The organism is Corallococcus praedator (genome assembly GCF_003612125.1).
GTDB classification, from domain to species: domain Bacteria; phylum Myxococcota; class Myxococcia; order Myxococcales; family Myxococcaceae; genus Corallococcus; species Corallococcus praedator.
Genome location: NZ_RAWI01000017.1, coordinates 30,414 through 54,062, shown reverse-complemented (window position 1 = coordinate 54,062; position 23,649 = coordinate 30,414). Strand labels below are relative to the sequence as shown.

Sequence of the window (23,649 nt, the reverse complement as noted above, 5' to 3'; positions counted from 1 at the left end):
CGGGTGAAGGAGGTGATGTCCATGGGGCCTCGGAAGGATGGGGAGGGGCGTCGCCGTCCCTGTTCCTCCAGGCTGACGCCCGGACCTTCGCGGCCTTACACCTGCATTTTCAGGAGGGCGAGCAGGCGCAGTCCACGCACCCCTCCGCGCAGCAGTGACCGCACAGGTCCACCAGTTGTCGACCCAGGGCCTGACGGGCACGGTGCAGCCGCACGGCGGCGTTGTTGGCGGAGATGCCGGCCTCCTGGGCGAACGCGGCGACGGACACACCCTCCAGGTCGACGCGGCGTACGGCCTGGGCGTACTCGGGCTTGAGGGTGCCGGCGAGTCCCGCGACGCAGCCGCACACGGTGGCCTCCAGGCCCGGGTCGTCCTCCGTGGACAGGGGCTGCTCGCGGCCCAGTGATTCCAACGCCGAGGATTCGCGCCGCGTGCGCCGGTGCGCGTCCACCAGCGCGTTGCGCAGCAAGCGGTAGAACCAGGCCACCGCGCTCTGCTCTTCGCGCAGGGATCCGCCCTGTTCCATGCCCTTGACGAAGGCGGCCTGCAACACCTCGCGGGCCGCTTCCTGGCTGCCCACGCGCGGCGTGAGGAACGCGAGGAATGCGTGGTGATGGCGCAGCAGGGTTTCGAGCGCTTCGGGCGACAGGCTCATGCGGTGGTCTCGTGCCCTTGGGTTCCGTGCCCGTGCATGGCCACGAGATAGCCCGTGGGTCGCGGAAGGTGCAACGCCGCACAGCGAGGCGTCGCCTTGTCGGAGCAGGGGGGCTTCCATGCCGCATGCTTCCGAACGATGAGGCACAGGGAGCGGACAATGCGCGCGGACGTCGTGGTGTTGTGCCTGGCGCTCGTGGTCGCTGGATGCGCTGGGGTGGAGACGCCGTCTGGGAGAGGAGGCTCGCGGGTGCTCCGGCAGCGCGCGGCCTACGCCTCGGACGGCTCCAGCGAAGGACGACGGAGCGCCGAGGCGGAAGACGAGGACCCCGAGCAACCGCGTCGGGGTCAGCCGGTGCGCCTGCCGAGCGGGACGGTCATTCTTGGCAACCGTCCCGGTGCGCTGTCGCGGCAGGCCCTGGAGTTGGGTCTGCTGGACGTGGACGCGTTCGAGAAGTTGCTGGTGCGAGCGGGGCTGGAGGATGTGGACGACCTGCCTGTCCGCCGCAATCCCTTCACGCCCGAGGACGCGGTCGAGGTGCTGGGGCGGTTGATGGAGAAGCCGGTGTCGCTGCGCTCCCTCCCGCCGCGCATGGCGGCGGGCTTCCTGCTGCGCGAGGTGCTGGAGCGAGGTGAGGTCTCCCGTGAGGAGATGGTGCGCCGGGTGGCGCGCTTCGCCCGCGAGCAGGTGGCGGTGCTGCGGCCAGACGGCTACCTGGCGTGGGCGCTCGACGGGAGCACGCAGCAGAAGGTGGCGCCCGTCGCGTGGACGGACGGGGCGTTCCGAGCGGGCTCCTTCGAGTTGGGGCATTTCTACAGCGGACGGGGAGGTGTCTTCCGCCACGTGGATGCACAACTGCGAGCCTCGGACTGGAGGCCCCTGGCCGAGGTGTACGACGACGCGGACGTCATCAACCGCTCGTTGGATGGCGCGGAGGATGCGTTCTTGGGCCTGTACCACGCCGTGGGACAGGTGCTCTCCCGTCCGACGGACAGCATCGCGGGATTGAGACACCTTCCTGCGGGCGTGGTGGCGCTCATCGCGTCGTCGCCCGAGTACTGGGAGCGGTTTCAGCTCATGACGGCAGGGGAGCAGATACGGGAGGTGGCGCGGTTGGCGACGAATGTCCTCGTCACCTGGGGTGCGGCATCCGCCACGACTCGCACCGTGACGGGAATGATGGCGGGCGCGGAGGCCACGGTGCCGGTGCTCTCGCTGTCGGCGGAGGGTGCACTGGTGCTGGAGCGCATCGTGGTGCCGGTGGGACGCACGGCGACGGTGCTGAGCAGTGGGCCCGGGGCGGTCATCGTCCTTCAGCGCGCCCACACGGCCTCTCCTGGTGACGCTCCTTCGGCGGGGCCCGGCAAGTGGGGACCCGCCAGGGAGTCGATGTCCGAACGCGCCCGGCGCTACCAGGAACAGATTTCAGGGCGCTCGGCCGATGAGGCCTACTGGGTCGGAGAGGTGAAGTTCGACGGCTACAAGGACGGTGTGCTTCTGGAGGCCAAGGGGCCGGGCTATGCGAACAAGTTCCTCGACAACCTCACGCCCAAGGTCTGGTTCGAGAGGTCGGGAGCGAAGGGGCTCGTCGAGCAGGCGCAGCGACAGAGCCGTGCCTCCCACGGAACAGCAACCCCGGTGCGGTGGCATGTCGCGGAGCAGAAGACGGCCGAAGCGATCCGGGATCTTCTGCGGGGGAGGGGCATCACGGAAATTGAAGTTGTCTTCACTCCTCCACTACCTTGAGGCGAGGTCGCACATGATCGAAACCATCTACGCGGGCTCCTACTGGGGAGCGCGAAAGGAGTCTGCGGAGGAATGTGCTCTCCGGATGGAACGCCTCTTCGCGGAGCTCGCCAACGTCGGCCCCTGTTTCGCCCAATGGTTCCAGCAGGGCAGGTCGCGGAAGGCTGCGCTCCAACGACCCATCGAGCCCAAGGCGTCTGCCCTCGAGCCGCTGATTCGTCGAGGCAGGGACCGTGTGTTCGAGGACCTTGGATTCAGGATCAGCGGCTGGAATGGCGTGGGCGATGACCATGGCGCCAGCGGCTTCGAGGTCACCTGCGGTGGCTACTCCCACGCCGTGAACAACTTCTGTGTCTTCAACCTCCCCAGCCTTGGCAGTCACGCGGAGCAAGTTTTGACCGCGCCCGTCCTGGGCGGGCTCGTTCGGAGCATGGCGATTGCCTGGGAACCGGAGTGGGCGATCGCGACCTCCCCGGCTCACCGAAACCTGGTGACCGATAGCCCCAAGCCTGGAACCTTCGTCGGTTGGGTCATGTACCTCGCCCGAGCCCGGGGAACCGTACCGCCGCTGCCCGCCCCCGTGCGCATCGAACCCGTCGAGGACCAGGGCACGTTGATCATCCTCACCCCCGAGCGCTTCACCGTGAGCAACCCGGAGCACGTCGCGCTGGCCGAGCGCGTGCGGGGGCTCCTGGCCAACGCAGGACTGATGAAGCCCCTCGCTCCCTGAGCGCTGCCCACGCTCTTACGCGGTGGCCTTGCGCGCCGCCCGGCGGGCCGCGAGACGTTCCTGGAGCCCATGCACCAACGCGTAGAACGTGGGCAGCGCCAGCAGCGTGAAGAGGGTGGACGTCACAAGCCCTCCCACCATCACCACCGCCAGCGGCCTTTCGATCTCCGTGCCATGCAGCGGCAGCACCAGCAGGGGCAATAGGCCGAGGATCGCCGTGCCCGCCGTCATCAGCTTGGGCCTCACCCGGCCGAGGCTCGCTTCGCGCACGGCCTCCGGGAAGGGCTTGCCCCGGGCGAGCAGGTCCTTCGTCTGTGACACGAGCACCAACCCGTTCTGCACCGCGATGCCGAACAGGCCGATGAGCCCCACCAGACTGGACACGTTCCAGGTCTCCCCCGCGATGAGCAACGCGAGGATGCCGCCCACGAACGCGTCCGGCAGCGTCGCCAGGATGACCAGCGCCTCCGCCACCGAATCCAACGCGAGGTACAACAGGATGAACACCGCCAGCAGCGCCACCGCGATCGCCATCGTCAACGACTGCGCCGCGCGCTCCTGGCTCTCCACCTTGCCGCCCACGTCCACGAAGTAGCCCGTGGGCAGCTTCAACTGCGTGGCCAGCACCTCGCGCAGCTCCTTCGCCGTGCCGCCCAGGTCGCGGCCGGACACCCCCGCCTCCACCGCGATGCGCCGGCTGCCCGCCTCCCGCCGCACGCTGCCCGCGCCGAACGTCTCTTCAATCGTCGCCAGCTGTCCCAGCGGGATGCGCGTGCCGTCGTGCCCGTCCACCAGCAGGTTGCGCAGCGCGTTCACGTCGCCCCGGCGGTGGTCCGCCAGCTTCAACACCAGGTCGTACCGGCGCTGGCCCTTCCAGATCTGCGCGGCGTCCTCGCCCACCAGCCCCACGCGGATCGCCTTGATGACGTCCCCCGGCGTCAGGCCCACCCGCGCCACCGCGGCGCGGTTCACCTGGATGCGCAGCTGGGGCAGCCCACTCAGCTTCTCCACCCGCAGGTCCTCCAGCCCCTCCACCTTCGCCATCAACACCCGCGTGCGCTCCGCGAGCGCCGCCAGCGTGTCCAGGTCCGGCCCGAAGATGCGCACCGACAGGTCCGCCGGACTGCCGCCCAACCCCTCGTCGATGCGCATTCCCAGCGGCGTGGTGAAGAGCGCGGACACGCCCGGCACCTTCTCCACCGCCTCGCGCATCCGCGCCTCCAACGCCTCCCGCCCCCCCACGACGTCCTTCTTCAGCACCACCAGCACGTCGGAGAGCGTGTGCGGCATCGGGTCCTCCGTGCGCTCGGCGCGGCCGGTGCGGCGCACCACGTCCTCCACCTCCGGGAACTCGCGCAGCACGTCCTCCACCCGGTGGTTGAGCCGGTCCACCTCCTCCAGCGACGCCTCCGGTGGCAACACCGTCTGGAGCAGGAACGCGCCTTCATCCAGTCTCGGCATGAAGTCACTGCCCACCATGAACGCCAGCCCCAACGCGGGCACGGTGATCGCCAGCGCCACCACGCGCACCAGCCCCGCGCGGCGCATGCACGCCTCCAACAGCGGCGCGTACACGGCCTTCGCCTTGCGGATGAGCCACACGTCCTCCGGTGCGTCCTCGCGCGGCGCTCGCAAGAGGAGCCCCGACACCACCGGCACCAGCGTGAGCGCCAGCGCGAGCGACGCGGCCAGGCACGCCACCACCGCCGCCGCGAGCGGCTGGTACATGCGGCCCTCGATGCCCGTCATCGCGAACAACGGAATGAACACCGACACGACGATGAGCGTGGCGAAGGCGATGGGCCGGCCCACCTCCAGCGCCGCGTGCAGGGCCTCGTCGCGCACCGAACGGCGCCCCTTGCCCTCGCGCAGGTCGTGGATGACGTTCTCCACGACGATGATCGCCGCGTCCACCAGCAGGCCCACCGCGATGGCCAGCCCTCCCAGCGTCATCGTGTTCAACCCGATGCCCGCCGCCTTCAGGAGCAGCCCCGCCAGCGCCAGCGACAGGGGCAGGGTGAGCGTGACGATGAGCGCCGCCCTCCAGTCCCCCAGCATGAGGAAGAGCACCAGCACCACCAGGAACGCGCCCAGCAGGATGGCCCGGCCCACGCCTCCCAGCGCGGAGCCCACCAGCTCCGACTGATCGTAGACGACGCGCAGCGCGACGCCCGGCGGCAGCGAGCGGCGCAGCTCGTCGATGGCCGCGCGCACCCCCTCCGTCACCCGCACCGTGTCCGCGCCGAACTGCTTGCTCACGCGGCAGCTCACCACCTCGCCCTTGAGCCGGTGGGCCATGCCCCGCCGCAGGGCCGGGGCCTCGCGCACGTCCGCCACGTCCCCCAGCAGCACCGGCGTGCCGTCGCGCAGCGCGACCACGGTGTTGTTCAGGTCCTCCACCGACTCCGCGCGGCCCAGCGCGCGCACGGTCCACTCCATGGGGCCCTGCACCACGAAGCCCCCGGACGCGTTGACGCTGGCGCCCTCCAGGCCGTGCTGCACCTCGTTGAGCGTGATGCCTCGCGCCACGAGCTGATCCGGATCCAACAACACCTGGAACTGGCGCAGGTAGCCGCCCAGCCGCTCCACGCCCGCGACCCCGGGCACCGCGAGCAGCCGGTTCTTGATGTCGAACTCCGCCAGGTCCCGGAGCGCCATCAGGTCCGCGCTGCCGGGCTCCGCCTCCAGCGTGAACTCGAAGACTTCATTGAGGCGGCCCGTGAGGCTGGACACGAGCGGCGCGTCGGTGCCGGGGGGCAGCTCTCCTTCCGCCTGGGCCACGCGCTCCACAACGTACTGGCGGCTGCGGAAGTAGTCCGCGTCCGGTTCGAACTCCACCGTCACCTGCGTGACGCCCAACTGCGACGTGGACCGGATGCGGCGCACCTCCGGCAGGCCCGCCAGTGCCACCTCCATGGGGATGGCCACCGCCGTCTCCAGCTCCTCCGCGCCCATGGCCGGGTTCTGCACGATGATGTTGAAGATGGGCGCGGACAGGTCCGGGAAGACGTCCTGCCGCAGGTTCTTGAGCGCCACCGCGCCAAACGCCGCCAGCGCCAGGATGAGCACCACCGTCAGGCCGGGCCTCGCGAAGGACGCCGTGAGGATGCGCCCCGGCAGCGACGCGCGCGGATCAGTGGCCATGTTCGTCGCCCCCGCCCTTGGACTTCTCCACCTCGGCCTTGAGCAGGAAGGCGCCCTCCACCACCACCTGCTCTCCGACGGCGAGCCCCGACAGCACCTCCACCAGCGAGCCCACGCTGCGCCCCCGGCCCACCTCGCGCTGCTCGAAGACCCCGGGCTCCTCGGTCGGAATGAAGGCCACCCAGCCGTTCTCCACCCGCTGGAGCGCCGCCGCCGGCACCGCCGTGAGCGTGGCGTTCGAGTCCCCCAACGGCACGGACGCCGTCGCGGACATGCCCGGGCGCAACAGCCCCTTGCCGTTGTCCAGCTCCAGGCGGACGGGAATGGTCCGGCTGGACGGGTCCACCCGCTGGCCCACGTGGCCCACCTTCGCGGGGAACTCCTGGCCCGGGAACGCGGCGAAGGTGACGCGAGCCTCCGTGCCGTGCTTCAGGCGCACCGCGTCCCGTTCGAACGCGTGCACGATGAGCCACAGCGATGACAGGTCCCCGATGCGGAAGAGGGGCTGGGAGGGATCCGCCATCTGCCCCAGCCGCGCCGAGCGCTCGATGACCGTGCCGTCGATGGGCGCCTTGAGCACGAAGTTCGGGGTGCCGTCGCTGGACGCACCGCTCGCGCCCAGGGACAGCAGCGACGCCTTCGCGGCGGCGACCTCCGCCTCAGACGCGGCGGCCTCCGCTTCGGCGGCCTGTACGTCCTTGCGCGCGACGATGCGCTCGTCGGCCAGCGTGCGCTTGCGCTCGGCGGCCTGCCTCGCGGCGGTGGCCCGGGCCTGCGCGGCCTGGAGCTCCGCGCGGGCGCGGCCCAGCTCCGGACTCTGGAGATCCGCCAGCCGCTGGCCCTGCTTCACCGCCTGGCCCGTGGTGACGACGACGGCGGCCACCCGCGCGGGCACTGGCGTGGACACCTCCGCGTAGGCGTCCTCGCTGAAGGTCAGCTCCCCCAGCGCGGTGACGCTCTCCCCACCGGGGCGCGCCTCCACCCTGGCGGTGGTGACGCGCAGGTCCCGGAGCATCTCCTGGGGGACGTGCACATGGTGGCCGTCCTCGGGCTCGTCGTGGGTCTTCGACGGGGTTGCTTCGTCGTGTCCGTCCTCGTGGTCATCGTCGTGTCCGGCCTTGGAGGACTTGCAGGCGGTGAGGCCCACGACGAGGGCGGTCAGCAGCAGGAGGGTGGACTTCATGGCGTGACTCCCAGTTCCACGGCGTATTGGACGCGGGCGAGGGCGGTCTGGAGCAGGCTGTCGAGCCACTCCGTCCGCGCCTCCAGCGCATCGCGCCGGATCAGCATGAAGCCCGCGAGGTCCAGCTCTCCGGCGTCATAGGAGCGCCGGGCGAGCGATTCGTTGTCGGTGAGCAGCGGCAGTGCTTCCGCTTCCAGCAGCTCCAGTGCCTCCACGCGCGCGAAGTACCGCTCGCCCGCGGCGGAGCCCTGGTTCGACACGGCCAGCCGCGCGACCTTCAGCATGCTCTCGATGCGGCCTACATCGGCCTCTGCCGTGGCGCGCGCCTCCTGTCCCCTGGCGAAGACGGGCAGCGGCACGCTGAGCGTTCCCAGCAGCGCCGTTTCGTCCGCCTCGCGCTGGTAGCGCACGCCCACCGTCACGTCCGGGAGCACCTCGCGCCGGCCCAGGGTGGCGGTGGCCCGGGCCTGGGCCTGTTCCTCCTCCAGGGCCGTGAGGTCCGCGCGCTCCAGCGTCTTGCCCCCGGGCCTGGAGAGCGGCGCCAGCGCGAGGGTCCGCAGGTCCCCCTGGACGCCAGGGACCTCCGGGACGGTGGCCCCCAGCAGGGCGCGCAGTTCTCCCATCCAGGCCGTCACCTCGCCCCTGGCGATGGCCTGCTCCGCCCGCGCCCGCGCCCGGGCCACCCGCGCCACGTTGACGTCCACGACCGGCACGTCTCCGGCCTCGAAGCGGCGCTCGGTGGCGTGAACCGTTTCGGTCAACGCCACCACGACGGTGTCCGCAAGCTTCACGCGCTCCTGGGCGTGCAGGACGCGCAGGAAGCGGGCGGCCACCTCACCCAGGGCGAGCCGTTCCGCATCGCGCACCTGGGCTTCTTCGCGGGAGAGTCCGGCCCGCGCGGCGTCCCGGCGCAGGCCCTGCTGGCCTCCGATTTCGAGCGGCTGTGATAGCCCCACCGCGAGATCCATCCCGCGCTCTCCGGTGACGAGCCGGCGCGGGCCCGCCTGCAGGTCGAGCTGCGGGTTGTTCCGGAGCAGCGGCGCGGCGCCGGCCACCTGACCCCGGGCGGCCTGGACGTGAGCGCGGGCTTCCAGCAGGGCGGGGGCCCGCTCCCGGGCCAGCGCCAGGGCGGCCTCGAGCGTGAGGAGTGGACCGGACAGCCGCTGTGGAGCGGCGCGCGCGCCGGGCGAAGACGCGCCGGCGGGGCGCGTCGCGAGCAGTGCGGCGGCGAGCCCGAAGGCGGCCGTCGCGGAACGGATGGACACGAGAGGAACCCCTGGAATGGCGGGCGCCGCGCGCCAGCGGTCCCGGACAGGGGCCGGGCACACCGGTGGCGGAGCGCGTGCGAACGGAAGACGGACGCGGGCCTAGGCCAGGGGGGCTATCGGGACGTGCAGGATGTCATCCGCGTCCGCGGACGACGGCTCGACGGCGTCGAGCGTGAAGCGGAGGGGACGGGGCGCTGAACTCACGAAGCCCGGCAGCGGAACCGCGACGGCCAGGGGCTTCACGTGGCTGCAACAGGCGCAGTCCACGCAGGTGGGTGCGCACTGCCCATGGGCGTCGTCATCCGAGCACCCCGTGGCGCAGATCTCCGACGGCGCCGGTCCGAAGGCGTGCGCGAGGCCGCCTCCCACCGGAGCGAGGATCATCAGGCAGATGAAGAGCCAGAGTCGGAGCACCGGGCGGTCTTCTAGCACGCTCCGGCGCGACTTCACACGCGGTCAGGCACTGGAGCGCTCCGGAGGACGGCTTCCAGGAGCGCTCCGGCCACGGCCGCGTCTCAGGTCCCGATGCCCTTGCGCAGGCGGGCCCAGTCGAAGTTGGCCGCCGGGTCATCCTTGCGGCCCTTGGGCACCGCGACGTCCTTGTGCCCGACGATGTTGCCCGCCGGCACCTTGTGCTCCTGCTTCAGGTAGCCCACGAGCTGCGTCAGGGCCTTGTACTGGGCATCCGTGAAGGCCGTCTTGCCGCTGCCGTCGTTGACGATCTCGATGCCGATGGAGCGCCCGTTCACATCCGTGGGCACGCCGTTCAGCTCGCCCTTGCCGGCGTGCCAGGCGCGCTTGTCGTCCCCGACGAGCTGGTAGATCTTCCCGTCCCGGTCCAGCATGTAGTGCGCCGACACCTTGCTCGCCGGGTCGCGCATCCACGCCATGTCACCCTTGCCGTTGTTCGTCCCGGTGTGGTGCAGGACGATGGCGTCGATGTCCGCGCCGTTGCGCGAGTCCGAGTTGGGAGACGGCGCGCTGATGACCGCCGGCTTGGTGAACTTCCCCGGCTGGGTGGGCGTCGTCGGGGTCGTGGGCGTCGTCGGCTTCGCGAGCGCCTTCTTCAGCGCCGCGGCCGTCTGCTCGCCGTAGAAGCCGGTGGTGGGCAGCTTCTGATCCGCCTGGAACTTCTTCACCGCGCCTTCGGTCAGGGAACCGAAGGTGCCCGGGCCCGTGGCCGCCTGCGTCTTCGTCAGGTAGCCCAGCTTCACCAGGCCGTCCTGGAGCTGCTTCACCTTCGGGCCGCTGTCACCCTTCTTCAGGCCGGCGGGCGGCGCGGTGATCGCGGGGGCCGTGGCCGCCGCCCGCGAAGTCACGGTGGCGGTGACGCGGGAAGCGATGGAGCGGATGCTCATGATGTAAAATCCCGGTAAAAGTGAAGAGAGGTTGCTTTCGCGATTATCGCCCCGGGCTTCCGGAAGTTGTGTGTTTCGGATCCCACAATGAAAACAGCCCCGACGCCCGGCGTTCTTGCCGGGCATCGGGGCGGCGGGTGAGCGGCTTCCGCCTAGGGCTGGAAGAAGCTGGGCGGGAACGCGTCCGCCGGCTCGGTGTCGACAAAGGTCTTGTCGTCGAGCGTCACGGGCGTGCCCGTCTCGTTGGTCTGGTTCACGATGGTGTCCCGTACGAAGGTCGTGAACTCGATGGCCGTGGGGCCGGCGTCCGGGGTGCCGGAGTCGGGCGTGCCGGAATCGGGCGTGCTTCCGCCGTCCGGCTTGTTGTCGTCGTCGTCGTCGCTGCATCCGGTGTAGGCCAGGGTTGCGCCCAGCGCGAGGATGCAGGCCATGGCTCTCAGGCTGCGCATGGCATCACGTCCCGTCGCCGTTGGCGCCCGCGTTGGGCGTCCGCAGGTAGGGGAAGGTGGCGTCGAACTGTGACGCATCCTGGAGCACGGCGTCGTGGAACGCGGTGTTGCGCGACGGGGCCTGGGTGTCGTCGGCCAGCAGGTAGCCCATGGCCACGCGCAGCTCGATGTCCACGACGTCGTCGCCGGGGCGACGGCCGTTGGGGAAGCCCGCCGGATCACACCCGGTGAGGGACGTGTCCAGCTTGCCGTCCTTGAAGCAGCCCGCGGCACCCAGGTTGTTCTGGGTGGCCTTCGCGGTGGCCGGCAGCGCCATGTTCAGCCGCTGCATCTCCGCCGTGGAGCCGTTGGCGTTGACGCCGGTGACGCCGGTGAGGAACGCCGTCACCAGGTCCGTGCGCGGGAAGACGGTGGGCGCCTTCGTGCCGAAGAGCGTCTCCAGCAGGGCAGGCAGGGTGGGATTCGTCACGTAGGTGGCGAACTGGGCGTCGTCCTTGGGCTCGCTCGCGTTGAACTTGTCCTTGTCCGGCAGGCCGATGACGATCTCGTTCACCAGCGGCATGCCCAGGCGGCTGACCTGCTGCCACGCGCCGCCTTCACGCGAGGGCTTGGCGAACGTGGGCGACGGGTTGATGGCGCGCGCCTGGCGCACGCTCGCGGTCGTCCAGCCACCGATGACGTCCTGGGTGCCGGCCTTGAGGCAGGCGATGGGGACTTCCAGGGCCAGCGTGGTGATGTTGTTCCCCGCCAGCGGGTTGGTCACCGCGTTGCGGTTGGCCGCGTTGGTGATGGTGGCCCCGGGCGCGTTCACCAGGTCGAACACCGGACCCAGGTTGACCGCGAAGGACTCCTTGCGCTGACCGACGAACACCTTGCCCGGGGTGGCACAGTCCGGGATGTTCACCGAATAGATGTGCTCCTTCGCGTAGGCCTCGTACGCGGCGGGCAGGCCCAGCGACTTGGTGCCGATGTAGTCCGTGGGCTTGCGGAACGTGGGGGAACCGCCCGCCGCGTTGGTCACGTCCTTGGCGGTGCCGGTGCGGCGGTCGCCGCGGACCACCTTGAGCGTGAAGGACTCCTGCACGTTCAGGCTGGACTGGTCCGCCGTGGTGATGGGACCCACGTTGAAGAGCGGCACGGCGACCGTCTTCGCCTGGGCGCCGGTGCCGATGGTCAGCGTCGCGCCGTTGTTGGCGTTGGCCAGCGTGTTGGTGAAGCGGAACTGGAAGGTGAGGTCCTCCTCCCCGTTCCCGTTGTTGTCGATGTGGATCTCGTACAGCGCTTCCGAATCCAGGGTGAAGAAGTTGGGACCGCCGTACGGCTCCTGGAAGGGGATGTAGTTGGCGATCAACGTGACGAAGTCCGCGCGGTCCGCCTCATAGCTGCGGAACATGTAGAAGTCGGTCGCGTCGACCTTGGGTGACTTCGTGATGAAGGGTGCTTCCCGGTGACTCGACGCCATGGCGCCAGACGCGCCCAGCGTGGTCGCGACGGTAAGCACCGCCGCGAGCTTCTTCGCTCTCATCTGAACCTCCTGCTGCGTGGGATGTGTTTGCTGGAGTCCCCGGGTGTCTTGCAGGAGCAGGACATACCTCCGGGTCATGGCAATACGCTGCTGGGATTCGCGTGGATTTCCGGAGCGGACGGAAGGCCTGCCCCGGAGGGCAGGGGCGTCAGGTGAAGGACACGCCCACGCCGAACGCGCGCTCCGCGAACCACGCGCACGCCACCAGCGCGATGACCGCGGAGCCGCCCACGAGCAGCGCCCGGCGATACACGGGCGTGCCGCGCAGCAGGTACGCCAGGGGCAGGAAGACGGCGACGCACGCGAGCTGCCCCAGCTCCACGCCCACGTTGAAGCCGAACAGCGTCACCGCGAGGCTGCCCGCGGGCAGCTCCAGATCCGCCAGCACCGACGCGAAGCCGAAGCCGTGCAGGAGCCCCAGCGCGAACGCCGCCATCCAGCGGGTGCGATCCATCAACGGGAAGACATTGTTGAGCGCGGCGACGATGACGCTGGCCGCGATGGCGGACTCCACCAGGCGCGACGGCAGCGACACCCAGCCCAGGGACGCGGCGCTCAGGGTGAGTGAATGGGCCAGCGTGAAGGCGGACACCACCTTCACCACGTCCTTCACCGCCGAAGCGAAGTCCGTCACCGGCACCCACCGGCCCGTCGCGCTGTCGCGCCGCAGCACGGACGGCAGCAGCAGCGCCAGGAGGAAGAGCAGGTGATCCACGCCGGCCCAGATGTGTTCGACGCCGGAGTGCACCATCTGCCCGAAGCGTCGCCAGGGGGACAGGCCCTCCAGGGACACCCGGGCGGTGTGACGCGTGGCGGAGAGGATCAGCGGTTCGCCCGCGCCATCGCTGCCCACCCGCACGATGCCCCGGTGCTGCGGGTCGCGGTCGAAGAGCAGCGAATAGTCCACGTCCAGCGCCACGGGCACAGCCGGGCACGCGGCGGTGAAGCCGACGACGGCATAGGCCCCGTCGGAGTGGCGCACCACCCGGAGCGCGGAGTCGGGGGACAGGGGACAGCCAGCGCCTTGCGCGGACAGCTTCAGCCGGGCGAGCGCGTAGCCCGCGACGTCCGCCTGCCGCGCGCGCAGCTCGCTCCAGGTGATGGCGCCGTCGCCGTCCGCGTCCAGGACGAGCACCTCCTCCAGGTCGCGCAGGGCCACGTCCCAGCGTCCGGTGAAGCCGTCACCGGCGCGGTCCAGGTGCAGGTAGCTGTCGCTCGGCTTGTGGGCCAGCGCCGCCAGCGGCAGGAGGAGCACGGCCAGGGCCAGGGCCTTCATGGGGACGCCTTTCGCACGCGTTCGGCGAGCGCCATCAGGCCGGGGTCGTCCGCGCCGCTCGCTTCCAGGAAGCGCAGGGCGGGGGCGGCGGCCTCGGGGGTATGGTTCGCGAGCGCGGTCTCCATGAGGAGGCGCACGTCCCACGGTTCGTGCTGCACCTCCCAGTTCACCTGGGCGAGCTTCAGCGCCTTCGCGGCATCCTTCAGGACGTGGAGGGCGAAGCGGGCTTCCTCGCGCGCGTGCAGCGCGTCTCCCCGCAGGTGGCTGGCGGCGTGGCGCGAGCCCAGCTCGGCGGCGAGCGCGGCCGCCTCCGGCGTGCCCAGGGCCGCTTCCGCGAGCACCCGGCGCAAAAGCTGGTTGTCGTCCTGGCCGTGGTCCTTCACCAGGGCGATGACGTCGCGCGGCCGGTCCAGATCCAGCAACAGATCCGCGTAGGCGGCGCGCGTGTAGGCATCAGCCGGATCCAGGGACAGCACGCGGGCGAAGAGCTTCGTGGCGCGGTCGGTGTCACCCGCGCGCGCGGTGGCCTCCGCCAGCGTGGACAGCGCCCACGCCTGCTCCTCCAGTCCGTGGGCACCCCGGGCCAGGGCGGCGGACAGCAGCGTCTGGGCCTCCTTCGAGCGGCCCGCCAGACTCTTCACCTGCGCCTGACACACCGCGCCCGCCAGCGGACCCGCCAGGGGCGCGAGCCTCGCGCAGCTCTTCGATGCCTCCGCGTGTTCACCGCGCACGCCCAGTACGACGGCGCGTGTGAGCCAGGCCTGAGCGTCGTCGGGGGATTCGCGCACCAGGGTATCCAGGTCCGCCAGCGCGGCGGGAAACTCATGGCGGCCCTGGAGGATGGTGGCGCGCAAGAGGCGCACGCCGGGAGGAGGGGTGGCCGCGTCCCACCAGGGCGCGAGCGCGGCCTGCGCCCGGCCCAGGTAGCGCGGGTCCCCGGACGCGCGCCCCTCCTCGATGTCCAGCCGCGCCAGCCGCAGCGCCAGATCCAGTTGATCCGAGCGGGCGGCCAGGGCCCGGCGCAGCGCGGCGCGCTCCCGGGCCTTCGCATCCGTCGCGGTCGCCGGCACCTGCTCCAGCACCTCGCCGTCGGTGGCGGGGGTGAAGGGCACGCGCTCCGCCGAGGGCGTCTGGCCACAGCCGGCGAGGCCCAGCGACACCGCCAGGGTCAGCCCGAGCGCGGTGCGCGAAACACCTTTCGACGACAGGAAGTGCGGACGCATGGGTGCAGGACTCTACGGAGCCCGAGCCCGGCCGGATGCCTGTGGGGGGAAGGAGTGTGTCGCGCGGCGGACGTCAGCTGCCGGTGGCGCGGCGCGGCGCCTCGCCCAGGCTCGCCGCGTCACCGTGCACCAGCGCGTACGGGTCCAGCGGATCCCCGCCCAGCCCCTCCAGCGTCACCCACGTGCCCAGCCCCATGCGCCGCGCGTACTCCAGCAGCATGCGCGTGACGACCTGATCCTCCAGCGCGTGGCCGGTGGAGTCGAACACCGTGTTGCGCTGACGCCAGCCCTGGAACTCCTCCGGCTGCTGCACCACGGTGGCCAGGTCTGGACCTATCTGATCCGGATGGAGCTGCTGACATTCGCCGTCCAGGCGCGCCTGGCTGGGAAGGTCCGGGCACACGAGGCTGCGGCGCAGCAGCGCCAGCGGCAGCTCCGTCTTGCCCGCCCGGTCCGCGCCCACCGCGTTGATGTGCGCATGCGGCTTGAGCGCGTGGCCGGAGATCACCGGCCCGGAGCCCGCGGCCACGGTGGTCGCGGTGCAGAGGATGTCCGAGCGGGCCTCCAGGTCCGCCAGCAGCGTGGGCCGCACGTCCAGCCCCAGGAACGCCACGCGCCGCACGAAGGAGCGCGCCGCGTCCGGATCCACGTCGTGCACCAGCACCTGCTCCAGCCGGAACACGCGGCTGAGCGCATGCAGCTGCGTGACGGCCTGCGCGCCACAGCCCACCAGTCCCAGCACCTTGCTGTCCGGCGACGCAAGACACCGGCTGGCCACGGCGGACGCGGCCCCCGTGCGCAGCGCGGTGGCGAACACGCCGTCCATCACCGCCATCAGGTGGCCCGTGCGCGCGTCGTACACGCTGTGCGTCGCGATGAGCGTCGGCAGCCCGGTGTCCAGCATGTTGGAGGGGCAGGAGCCCGCCACCTTCATCGTCATGCTCTCGCCCCGCCGCAGGACGGGCATCCAACCGAGCGCTCCCAGCGGACGCGCTTCATCCGAAAGCGAGAAGCCCTCCCGCTTGTGCACCTGCGTGACGGACGCATCCAGGTCCCGCAGCGCCACGGTGAGTGACTGGATGAGTTCATCCATCAAGGCGTGCAGGCCCACCCCTGCCACGATGGCGCGCAGGTCGGTGGGACTGATGAGGAGCGTGCGAGGGACCGGGGGCGTCATGTGTTCAGAATTTACGCCCCTGCCAGGAATTGCAACCTGACAGTTTTGAGCAGGAATTCCTCCTGCGCTGTGTCTTTTGAATACAGGTGCAGGGAACAAGGCAGCTCCCAGTCCCTGTTGGACGTGAGCGCTCGTCATCCAGCGGAGTCACAAAATTCACGCCCCTGTCTGCCACCCGAGCCCCTCCACCCCAACGCCCGAGTGACAAGCCCCGTGATGCCTCCTGGTCCCAGGAATTCCGTGCTCAGTGCCGTGTCCGACGTGCTTGCTGGAGTTCCACAGCCTCCCTCGAACGAGCTGCGCCGCGCGCGGGTGCTGCTGGTGGACGACGTGCCGGCGAACCTGCTCGCCCTGGAGGGCATCCTGGAGCCGCTGGGCCAGGAGCTGGTGTCGGTGCGCTCCGGCGACGAGGCGCTCAAGGCGCTGCTCCTGGACGAGTACGCCTGCGTGCTGATGGACGTGCAGATGCCAGGGTTGGATGGGCTGGAGACGGCGAAGCTGGTGCGCGCGAGGGAGCGCACGAAGCACCTGCCCATCCTCTTCATCACCGCGCTCAGCCGTGAGACGGCCTACGTCACCCGGGGCTACGAATACGGCGCGGTGGACTACCTGCTCAAGCCCGTGGATCCGGACATCCTGCGCGCGAAGGTGTCGGTGTTCGTGGAGCTGTACCTGCGCGGTGAGCAGCTGCGGCAGCAGGCGCTGGAGCTGGCCGAGCGGCGGCGCGTGGAGGAGCAGCTCCAGCGCGCGGCGGAGCTGGAGCAACAGATTGTCGGCATCGTGGGACACGACATCCGCTCCCCCCTGGCCGCCATCCTCACCACCGCGAGCCTTCAACTGGCGCGTGAGACGCTGCCGGAGGGCCAGCGCAAGGCCTTCGAGCGCGTGATCCGGGGCGGGGAGCGCATCCAGCGCATCGTGGAGCAGCTCCTGGACTTCACCCGCGCCCGCCTGGGCGGAGGCATCCCCGTGGTGCCGCGCCCGGGAGACCTGAACGAGCTGTGCTGCAAGGTGGCGGATGAGCTGCGCGCGGCGCGCCCCGACCGCACCGTGCTCTGCGAGTTCACCCACGACAGCCTGCCGGGCGCGTGGGACCTGGACCGGCTGGCGCAGGTGCTGGCCAACCTGGTGGACAACGCGCTCAAGTACAGCCCCAGCGACAGCCCGGTGCGCATCCGCACGTCCGAACAGGGCGAGGACACCGTCCACGTGGAGGTGCACAACGGCGGGGCCCCCATCCCCACGCACCTGCGCTCCACGCTGTTCCAGCCCTTCCGCCGGGGCGTCGACACCGAGGGCCGCGAGAGCCTGGGCCTGGGGCTCTACATCGCGCACAGCATCGTGGAGGCCCATGGGGGAACCCTCCGGGTCGAATCCACCCTGGAGGCGGGCACGACCTTCTTCCTGTGTCTGCCGCGTCAATCCCAGCAGGACGGGCGCCACCTCTCCGCCTGCGCGGATGCCACGCTCGCGGAAACGCTGACAGGCTGAAAACACAAGTCCCGTCGCGTCAGGAGGATATTGCAGTGCCGGCTGATTACTTCAGTCAAAGGCATACAACTATCCGCCCCGATCAAAACCTCTCAATCTCTCAGCGAAGCTCTGGGCAGTTTGCTACAATGCCAGACGTCCGGGAGGTGAGGTGCCACCGGACTTACATGTCCGCTTTGGGGAGGGTGCGAGACAATGACGACCGACAACTCGATGTGGATTCCCGTGGATGGAAACGACCCGATGAGGGCGTGGATCCGTCGTCCAGCATCCGGGAGTGGCCCGGCGTTGGTGGTGCTGATGGTGGAGGCGTTCGAGGGCAACGAACACCTCAAGCACATGGCCGAACACTTCGCGGAAGAGGGTTACGTGGTGGTCGCGCCGGACCTCGCGTCGCGGGGAGAGCCGGAGGAAGCGGACCTGAAGGCGGTGGTCGCCTACGCCCGTGCCCTGCCGGAGGTGACGGGCCTGAAGGGCAAGAAGCAGGTGGGCGCGCTGGGCTTCGGACTGGGCGGCACGCTGGCCGCGCAGCTCGCGGTGCACGGCCAGGTGGACTGCGCGGTGGCCTACTGCGCCCCGGGGATGGAGGACGTGCTCGCGGAAGCCGGGCCTGATGCGTCCCCGATGGTGCTCAACTTCGCGGAGTGGGACGGCTTCGTGCCCCCGTCCGCGGTGGCGCGCGTGCGCAAGCAGGTCACGCCCGACGTGGAGCTGTACGTGTACCCGGGCGTGCGGCATGGCTTCTTCCGCCAGGGGTCTCCGGCGTACCACCGGCCCTCGCAGATGATGGCCCACACCCGCACCATGGCCATCCTGCGCCGGACGATGGGTCCCCACTACGACCTGTCCGCGCTGTGGGACCGGCACACGGAGCTGGAGTTCGCCGTCCGGGACGCCGACGCGACGATGGCCACCATGGTGTCGCATCCGTACGTCAACAGCGTGCCGGTGATGACGGGCGGCGTGGGGGCCAACTACCTGCACCGCTTCTACGAGAACCACTTCATCCACGCGAACCCGAAGGACACGAAGATGATCCCGCTGTCGCGCACCGTGGGTGCCGACCGCGTGGTGGACGAGTTCATCTTCTGCTTCACCCACGACATCGAGATGGACTGGATGCTCCCGGGCATCCCGCCCACGGGCAAGTACGTGGAGGTGCCGTTCGTCGCGGTGGTGAACTTCCGCGGCGACAAGCTCTACCACGAGCACATCTACTGGGATCAGGCGACGGTGCTGGTGCAGCTGGGGCTGCTCAACCCCCAGGGGCTGCCGGTGTCCGGCGCGGAGTCCGCGCGCAAGCTGCTGGATGAGCAGCTGCCGTCCAACACCCTGATGGAGAAGTGGGACGACAGCGCCCCCGCCAAGCGTCAGGCGGGCTGAAAAAGGGATGACGCCCGCGCCCCGGGGTGACGGCTACCCAGGGCGCGGTGTCTGACTTTCACGCGGGAAACGCGCGGGGCCATTGCGCGGGCTCGCTGGGGGTGTTCACAATAAGGCACCTCACTGGATAGTCCAGGGGGGCTTCGTTTCCCAGATTTCCCTCTGGAGTGGTCTCCGCGCGCTGGCGACAGCGTGGAAGGAGGCCGCCACCGACGCCCGGATGCGACTTTCCCTGTCCCAGAAGCTCTCGCTGGCGCCGCTCCTGGTGGCGCTGTTCTTCACGGTCCTCTTCTTCGGGTACCTCATCCCGCGCGTGTCCACCGCCTTCGAGGCGCAGGGCCGGGACGTGGGGGTGGCCATGCCCGCGGCGCTCGCCGCCACGCTGTCGGGGGCCATGGCCAACGGCCAGGCGGAGTCGCTCCAGGCGGTGCTGGAGCCGGTGGCCCGCAACGGGAAGGTGGCCTACGTGGCCGTCTTCGACGGGACGGGGCAGCTTCGCGCGGTGGCGGGGGAGTTTGGCCCGGCCATGCGGGAGCTGAGGGATCGGCTGGGCAAGGCCACGGGCGAGGCGACGTTCTACGTGCGCGACGCGGAGCTGATGGACCTGAGCTCGCGGATGGCGAACGGGGCGGGCAGCGTGCACGTGGGCTTCAACCGCACGGCGGCGCGCGCCCAGGTGAAGAGCATCACCACCGGCGTGAGCGTGGTGCTGGTGCTGGCGCTGGTGCTGTTCGTGGTGGTGGGCATCGTGCTGGCGCGGCGCATCGCGGGGCCGCTGGTGCAGCTGACGGAGGCGGCGCAGCGCATCGCGGAGCACGGCGACCTGCGGGAGATGGTCCGCATCGACTCCACGGACGAGGTGGGGCAGCTGGCGGGCGCCTTCACGCTGATGGTGACGAAGGTGAAGGACCTGCTCGTGCAGCTGCAGCAGTCGTCGGACATGCTCAAGGGGTCGGTGGACCACCTGAATGATTCCGCGGGCCGGCAGAACGAGATGGTGTCGCGCCATGCCGCCGCGCTGCAGGAGACGCAGGTGACGGCGCAGGAGATCCGCCAGACGTCGGTGGTGGCGTCGCGCGCGGCCGAAGCGGTCATCGACGTGGCGGAGCGCGCGGAGGCCCTGGGCAAGACGGGCGAGAGCGCCATCACGGACAGCATCGAGGGCCTGGTGGACCTGCGCTCGCAGGTGGAGCAGATCGCCGAGCGCATCATGGCGCTGGGCGAGCGCACCGAGCAGATCTCCGGCATCACGGAGACGGTGAAGGACCTGGCGGACCAGTCGCACCTGCTGGCGGTGAACGCGGCCATCGAGGCGGCGCGCTCCGGGGAGCACGGCAAGGGCTTCGCGGTGGTGGCCCGGGAGATCCGCGGGCTGGCGGACCAGTCCATCCGCGCCACCAACCAGGTGCGCGGCATCCTGGCGGACATCAGCACGGCCATCTTCGCCACGGTGGAGATCACCGCGGCGGGCACGCAGCGCATGGAGTCCGGGCTCGCGCAGGTGCGCACGTCCGGGGACACGCTGCGCCAGCTGTCCTCCATCGTGCGCGACAGCGTGGTGTCCGCCCGTCAGATTTCCCAGACCGTGAACCAGCAGGCCACCGGCATCGAGCAGATCTTCACCGCCGTGAACGAGCTCAACGCGGTGATGGGCGACACGGTGAAGCGCATCTCCACCACCAGCGAGTCCGCCGTGGCGCTCAAGATGCTGTCCGAGCGCGTGGCCGCGATGGTGAAGGACTACCGGCTGTAGGCCGGCCGCTCCTCAGGAGCGGAGGTCCGGGGCGCGGGCCTCGCGCAGCGCGGGGCGGGGGCGGGGCAGGAGCCGCTCCACCACCTGGCCCACGGTGCGCGCGGTGGCCGCTCCGGGCTCGTTGACCCGGGCCGCGAGGAACGCCGCGCCCAGGCGGGCCACCGCCGACACGACGAAGAGGACGTGCAGGTTCGCCCACAGGTGTCCGCCCAGCATGAACTGCTGAGGGATGCGGGCGGCCAGGGCGCCTCCCAGGGCCGCCGCCGCCGCGTAGGCCAGACCTCCCGCGGTGGCGAACGCCGCCAGGTAGAAGGGCCGCCCCCGGCGCGGCGCCACCGTGAGGGGCAGCGCGAAGATGGCCAGGCCGTGGCCGCTCCACAGCGAGCCCGCCAGCAGCACGTCGAACAGCAGCGGCCACAGCGTCCCCGCGGACGGCAGGAGCCACAAGAGCGGGATGACGCTGATCCCCAGCGAGCACGCCATCAGCACCGGCTGCGCGCCCAGCCGATCGATGGCGCGGCCCCACATGGAGGCGGTGAGCACGCGCACGCCCGCCACCGCCGCCGCGTGCAGGGCCATGATGACGAAGGTCATCTTGAGGTTCTGCAGGGAGTGCAGCGCGAAGAAGGGCGCGGACACGCCCACCGCCGCGTTCCACGCCACCTGATACAGCAGCACGCGCCGGGCGCCGTCATCCTTCCAGGGCAGCAGCGCCGCCTTCAGCTCCAGGCGGGGCGAGCTGCCCGGGGGCGCGGGGTCATGCTGCGCGGCCATCATCAGTGTGGTGACGAGCCCCATCCCGCAGGCGGCCAGCGCCAGCAGCGGCAGGGCCATGCCCACGCCATCCACAATCCGCAGCCGGTCCATCAGCAGGCCCGCGGTGAGCGACGCGCCGGTGCCCATCAGCGTGGTGAGCGCGGTGCGCTTGCCGAAGAAGCGGCCCCGCACGGCGCGCGGCACCAGTTCCCCCATCCAGGCCACCCAGGCGTTGTTGCCCACCACCGCCAGAAGCGCGGACAGGCCGGCCACGCCCAGGAGCAGGTGCTGCTGGCCCGCGAGCGACAGCTTCAGCCAGGGCAGCACCGCCAGGGGCAGCATCACGAGCCGCGACAGGCACACGGCGGTGAGCGCCACCCGCCGGTGACCGAAGCAGAGCGTCAGCCACGCGGCGGGGAACTGCACGAACTGGGCGAAGAACGGCAGCGCCGTCATCACGCCCACGAGGAAGGGGCCCAGCTTCAGCGCGATGGCCCACGCGGTGAGCACCGTGGCACCCGCGCACGCGGTGAACACCTCCGCGAACATCCCCTCCACGACGGACATGCGCAGCGACCCGCGCAGCCTCCGGTGGACGGGCGGGCCCCGGTGGCTGTCCGGGGGCGGTGGGGCCCCCAGGAGCGGCGCCGACGAACCGGGCAGGGAAGCCCCGGGACGGAAGAGTGGGACTCCGGTGGCGAGGGAAGCGAAACCCTGGACGAGGTGGCGGCGGAAGGCGGCGGGGGACACGCGGCCCCAGATGTCCCACGCCCCTCCATTCCCCCTCAACAGCACCCCCGGTGTGGCCCGGGCGCATGGCCGCCCACCAACCGGCCTTATCCCTGACGTTCCTCGCGCTGTCCGGCTGCCCGCTGGGCAGGTTGGATTCAGGTGCGGTTCAAGCGGTCTTGAACTATATGAACGCCTGAAGGAGACCGCGTACATGGATGTCGCTCACGAGCTGACGGAGTTTCTGGGGCAGGTGGAGCAGCGGCTGAACGCACTGCTCGCGGATGGCGACGTCGGACCGGACGTGGAAGGTGACACGCTGATGAACGCGGCGCGTCATCTGTGCCTGGGCACGGGGGGCAAGCGTGCGCGGCCCATGCTCGTGCGCCTGTTCGGTGGCGTGGTGGGGGTTCCGGCGGCGCGGCTGGTGGATGTGGGTGTGGCGGCGGAGATGATCCACTCGGCCAGCCTGCTGCACGACGACGTGGTGGACGCGGGCATGTACCGCCGGGGCCGCCCGACGGTGAACGCGCGCTGGGGCAACATCGTCGCGGTGATGAGCGGCGACCTCATCCTGTCCACGGCGCTCACGCAGCTGTCCCTGCTGGACGCGCGCGTGGTGCAGAGCGGGCTGGCCATCGTCACGGAGATGACCCGCGCGGCCATCGCGGAGGTGGAGGCGCGGGGCGACATGAACCTGCCGCTCACGCGGCTGCGCTACATCGCCGAGGGCAAGACGGGTTCCCTGTTCGGCTGGTGTGGCAAGGCGGCCGCGACGCTGGCGGATCAGCCGGAGGCCATGGCCCGCTTCGACGCGTTCGGCCGGCACCTGGGTGTGGCGTTCCAGATCGCCGACGACATCCGCGACATCCTGGGCACGGACGTGGGCAAGCCCCGGTACGCGGACGTGCACTCGCGCACGCCGTCGCTGCCCATCCTGCTGGCGGTGGCGCGCGATGAGTCGCTGCGCCGCAAGCTCAAGGACGCGTGGGCGTTCTCCGTCATCACCCCGGAGCGCACGCGGGAGATTGGCAACGCCATCGAGGCCACCGGCGCGGTGGAGGCGTCCATGGCGATGATGAACGCCGAGGTCGAGGCGGCGCTGGACAAGCTGGGGGCCTACTCCAAGGACGCGGCGGGCGCGGAGCTGGCCAGCTGGGCGCACAAGCTGGCCGAGGGCATCGCCCATCAGGTCAAGGGACGCGCTGCGTGAAAGGCTACCTGTGGACGGGGGGGGATCCCGGGAGCCAGAAGACCGCTGCTCCGCTGGACAACGCCCGGCTGGCGCCGTGGGAGTCCATCGCCGTGGAGGCGGTGGGCAACGTCATCGAGTTCTGGGGCTTCAAGCGCAACCAGGGCCGCGTGTGGGCGCTGCTGTACCTGCGCGGTGAGCCGCTGACCGCGGGGGAGATCGAGCGCGAGCTGGACTTGTCCAAGGGCGGCGTGTCCATGCTGCTGCGCGACCTGGAGCGCTGGGGCGCCGTGCAGCGGGTGCGCGTGCCGCAGGACACGGTGTGGCGCTATTCCGCGGAGACGGACCTGGTGCGGATGGTGACGCACGTGGTGGAGGAGCGCGAGGCGGCCTTCGTCACCCGCATCCGGGCGGACCTGTCGGAGGCGCGCCGGCTGGCGGAAGGCGTGGGCAGCCTGCCCACCGAACGGCTGCGCCGGCTGGAGCGCATGGCCACGCTGGCCGAGCACGTGGAGCGGGCGCTGCGGCTGTTCATCAAGACCTCGCGCCTGGACGTGGCGGGCGTGCTGGGGGCGTTCCGCGACGGCGCCCTTTCGCGCAAGGGCTAGTGG

The 23,649-nt window shown here is 70.7% G+C and carries 19 protein-coding genes; 7 read left to right on the top strand and 12 right to left on the bottom strand.

From position 1 onward, the window contains the following. Nucleotides 1-109: 109 nt before the first annotated feature. Nucleotides 110-655 carry an RNA polymerase sigma factor gene (locus tag D7Y13_RS04190; RefSeq protein ID WP_120582764.1) on the bottom strand — a complete coding sequence of 182 codons (546 nt, stop codon included), beginning with the start codon at nt 653-655 and terminating at the stop codon, nt 110-112. Between the two features lie 159 nt (nt 656-814). Here D7Y13_RS04190 and D7Y13_RS48595 point away from each other — a divergent pair, with 159 nt between their 5' ends. After that, nucleotides 815-2,401: a Tox-REase-5 domain-containing protein gene (locus tag D7Y13_RS48595; protein ID WP_120582765.1), complete on the top strand. Its 1,587-nt coding sequence runs from the start codon at nt 815-817 to the stop codon at nt 2,399-2,401. A 13-nt stretch (nt 2,402-2,414) separates the two neighbouring features. Next, nucleotides 2,415-3,131, top strand: a complete 717-nt coding sequence (locus tag D7Y13_RS04180; protein WP_120582766.1) for an immunity 52 family protein — start codon at nt 2,415-2,417, stop codon at nt 3,129-3,131. A 15-nt stretch (nt 3,132-3,146) separates the two neighbouring features. Here the strand turns inward: D7Y13_RS04180 and D7Y13_RS04175 are convergent, their stop codons facing one another. From D7Y13_RS04175 to D7Y13_RS04130, 10 genes are all read right to left on the bottom strand, one after another. After that, complete coding sequence (locus D7Y13_RS04175; RefSeq protein ID WP_120534954.1) at nt 3,147-6,275, bottom strand: efflux RND transporter permease subunit; 3,129 nt, start codon at nt 6,273-6,275, stop codon at nt 3,147-3,149. After that, complete coding sequence (locus tag D7Y13_RS04170; protein WP_120582767.1) at nt 6,265-7,458, bottom strand: efflux RND transporter periplasmic adaptor subunit; 1,194 nt, start codon at nt 7,456-7,458, stop codon at nt 6,265-6,267. The genes D7Y13_RS04175 and D7Y13_RS04170 overlap by 11 nt, the downstream gene beginning before the upstream one ends. Then, nucleotides 7,455-8,723 carry a TolC family protein gene (locus D7Y13_RS04165; protein ID WP_120582768.1) on the bottom strand — a complete coding sequence of 423 codons (1,269 nt, stop codon included), beginning with the start codon at nt 8,721-8,723 and terminating at the stop codon, nt 7,455-7,457. Before D7Y13_RS04165 ends, D7Y13_RS04170 begins: the two co-directional genes overlap by 4 nt. A 102-nt stretch (nt 8,724-8,825) precedes the next feature. Further along, the gene (locus D7Y13_RS04160; RefSeq protein WP_120582769.1) at nt 8,826-9,140 is read right to left on the bottom strand and encodes a hypothetical protein; all 315 of its coding nucleotides are present in this window, start codon (nt 9,138-9,140) and stop codon (nt 8,826-8,828) included. A 101-nt stretch (nt 9,141-9,241) separates the two neighbouring features. Next, nucleotides 9,242-10,084, bottom strand: a complete 843-nt coding sequence (locus tag D7Y13_RS04155; protein WP_120534950.1) for a peptidoglycan recognition protein family protein — start codon at nt 10,082-10,084, stop codon at nt 9,242-9,244. A 152-nt stretch (nt 10,085-10,236) separates the two neighbouring features. After that, complete coding sequence (locus tag D7Y13_RS04150) at nt 10,237-10,533, bottom strand: hypothetical protein (protein ID WP_147444228.1); 297 nt, start codon at nt 10,531-10,533, stop codon at nt 10,237-10,239. 4 nt (nt 10,534-10,537) lie between these two features. Beyond that, nucleotides 10,538-12,058 (bottom strand): DUF4331 domain-containing protein, encoded by a 1,521-nt coding sequence (locus D7Y13_RS04145; RefSeq protein ID WP_120582771.1) that lies wholly within the window; start codon nt 12,056-12,058, stop codon nt 10,538-10,540. 148 nt (nt 12,059-12,206) lie between these two features. Further along, the gene (locus D7Y13_RS04140) at nt 12,207-13,334 is read right to left on the bottom strand and encodes a HupE/UreJ family protein (protein ID WP_120534947.1); all 1,128 of its coding nucleotides are present in this window, start codon (nt 13,332-13,334) and stop codon (nt 12,207-12,209) included. Continuing rightward, nucleotides 13,331-14,557 (bottom strand): tetratricopeptide repeat protein, encoded by a 1,227-nt coding sequence (locus D7Y13_RS04135; protein WP_120582772.1) that lies wholly within the window; start codon nt 14,555-14,557, stop codon nt 13,331-13,333. Before D7Y13_RS04135 ends, D7Y13_RS04140 begins: the two co-directional genes overlap by 4 nt. A 73-nt stretch (nt 14,558-14,630) precedes the next feature. Then, nucleotides 14,631-15,734 (bottom strand): ornithine cyclodeaminase family protein, encoded by a 1,104-nt coding sequence (locus D7Y13_RS04130; protein WP_120534945.1) that lies wholly within the window; start codon nt 15,732-15,734, stop codon nt 14,631-14,633. A gap of 240 nt (nt 15,735-15,974) precedes the next feature. Here D7Y13_RS04130 and D7Y13_RS04125 point away from each other — a divergent pair, with 240 nt between their 5' ends. The 3 genes from D7Y13_RS04125 to D7Y13_RS04115 all read left to right on the top strand — a co-directional run bounded on the left by D7Y13_RS04125 (nt 15,975) and on the right by D7Y13_RS04115 (nt 20,361). After that, complete coding sequence (locus D7Y13_RS04125) at nt 15,975-17,225, top strand: hybrid sensor histidine kinase/response regulator (RefSeq protein WP_233595362.1); 1,251 nt, start codon at nt 15,975-15,977, stop codon at nt 17,223-17,225. 195 nt (nt 17,226-17,420) lie between these two features. Next, on the top strand, nt 17,421-18,608 hold the full coding sequence (locus D7Y13_RS04120; protein WP_199732697.1) for an alpha/beta fold hydrolase: 1,188 nt from the start codon (nt 17,421-17,423) through the stop codon (nt 18,606-18,608). A gap of 220 nt (nt 18,609-18,828) precedes the next feature. Further along, entirely contained in the window at nt 18,829-20,361 is a 1,533-nt protein-coding gene (locus tag D7Y13_RS04115; protein WP_120534944.1) for a methyl-accepting chemotaxis protein, read from the top strand. A gap of 12 nt (nt 20,362-20,373) precedes the next feature. Here the strand turns inward: D7Y13_RS04115 and D7Y13_RS04110 are convergent, their stop codons facing one another. Then, nucleotides 20,374-21,867, bottom strand: a complete 1,494-nt coding sequence (locus D7Y13_RS04110) for an MFS transporter (RefSeq protein WP_120582773.1) — start codon at nt 21,865-21,867, stop codon at nt 20,374-20,376. Nucleotides 21,868-22,060: 193 nt separating this feature from the next. On the opposite strand from D7Y13_RS04110, the gene D7Y13_RS04105 reads away from it, so the two are divergent. Both D7Y13_RS04105 and D7Y13_RS04100 read left to right on the top strand, forming a co-directional pair. Next, nucleotides 22,061-23,059: a polyprenyl synthetase family protein gene (locus tag D7Y13_RS04105; RefSeq protein WP_120533649.1), complete on the top strand. Its 999-nt coding sequence runs from the start codon at nt 22,061-22,063 to the stop codon at nt 23,057-23,059. Then, on the top strand, nt 23,056-23,646 hold the full coding sequence (locus D7Y13_RS04100) for a GbsR/MarR family transcriptional regulator (RefSeq protein WP_120582774.1): 591 nt from the start codon (nt 23,056-23,058) through the stop codon (nt 23,644-23,646). The genes D7Y13_RS04105 and D7Y13_RS04100 overlap by 4 nt, the downstream gene beginning before the upstream one ends. Nucleotides 23,647-23,649 lie beyond the last annotated feature (3 nt).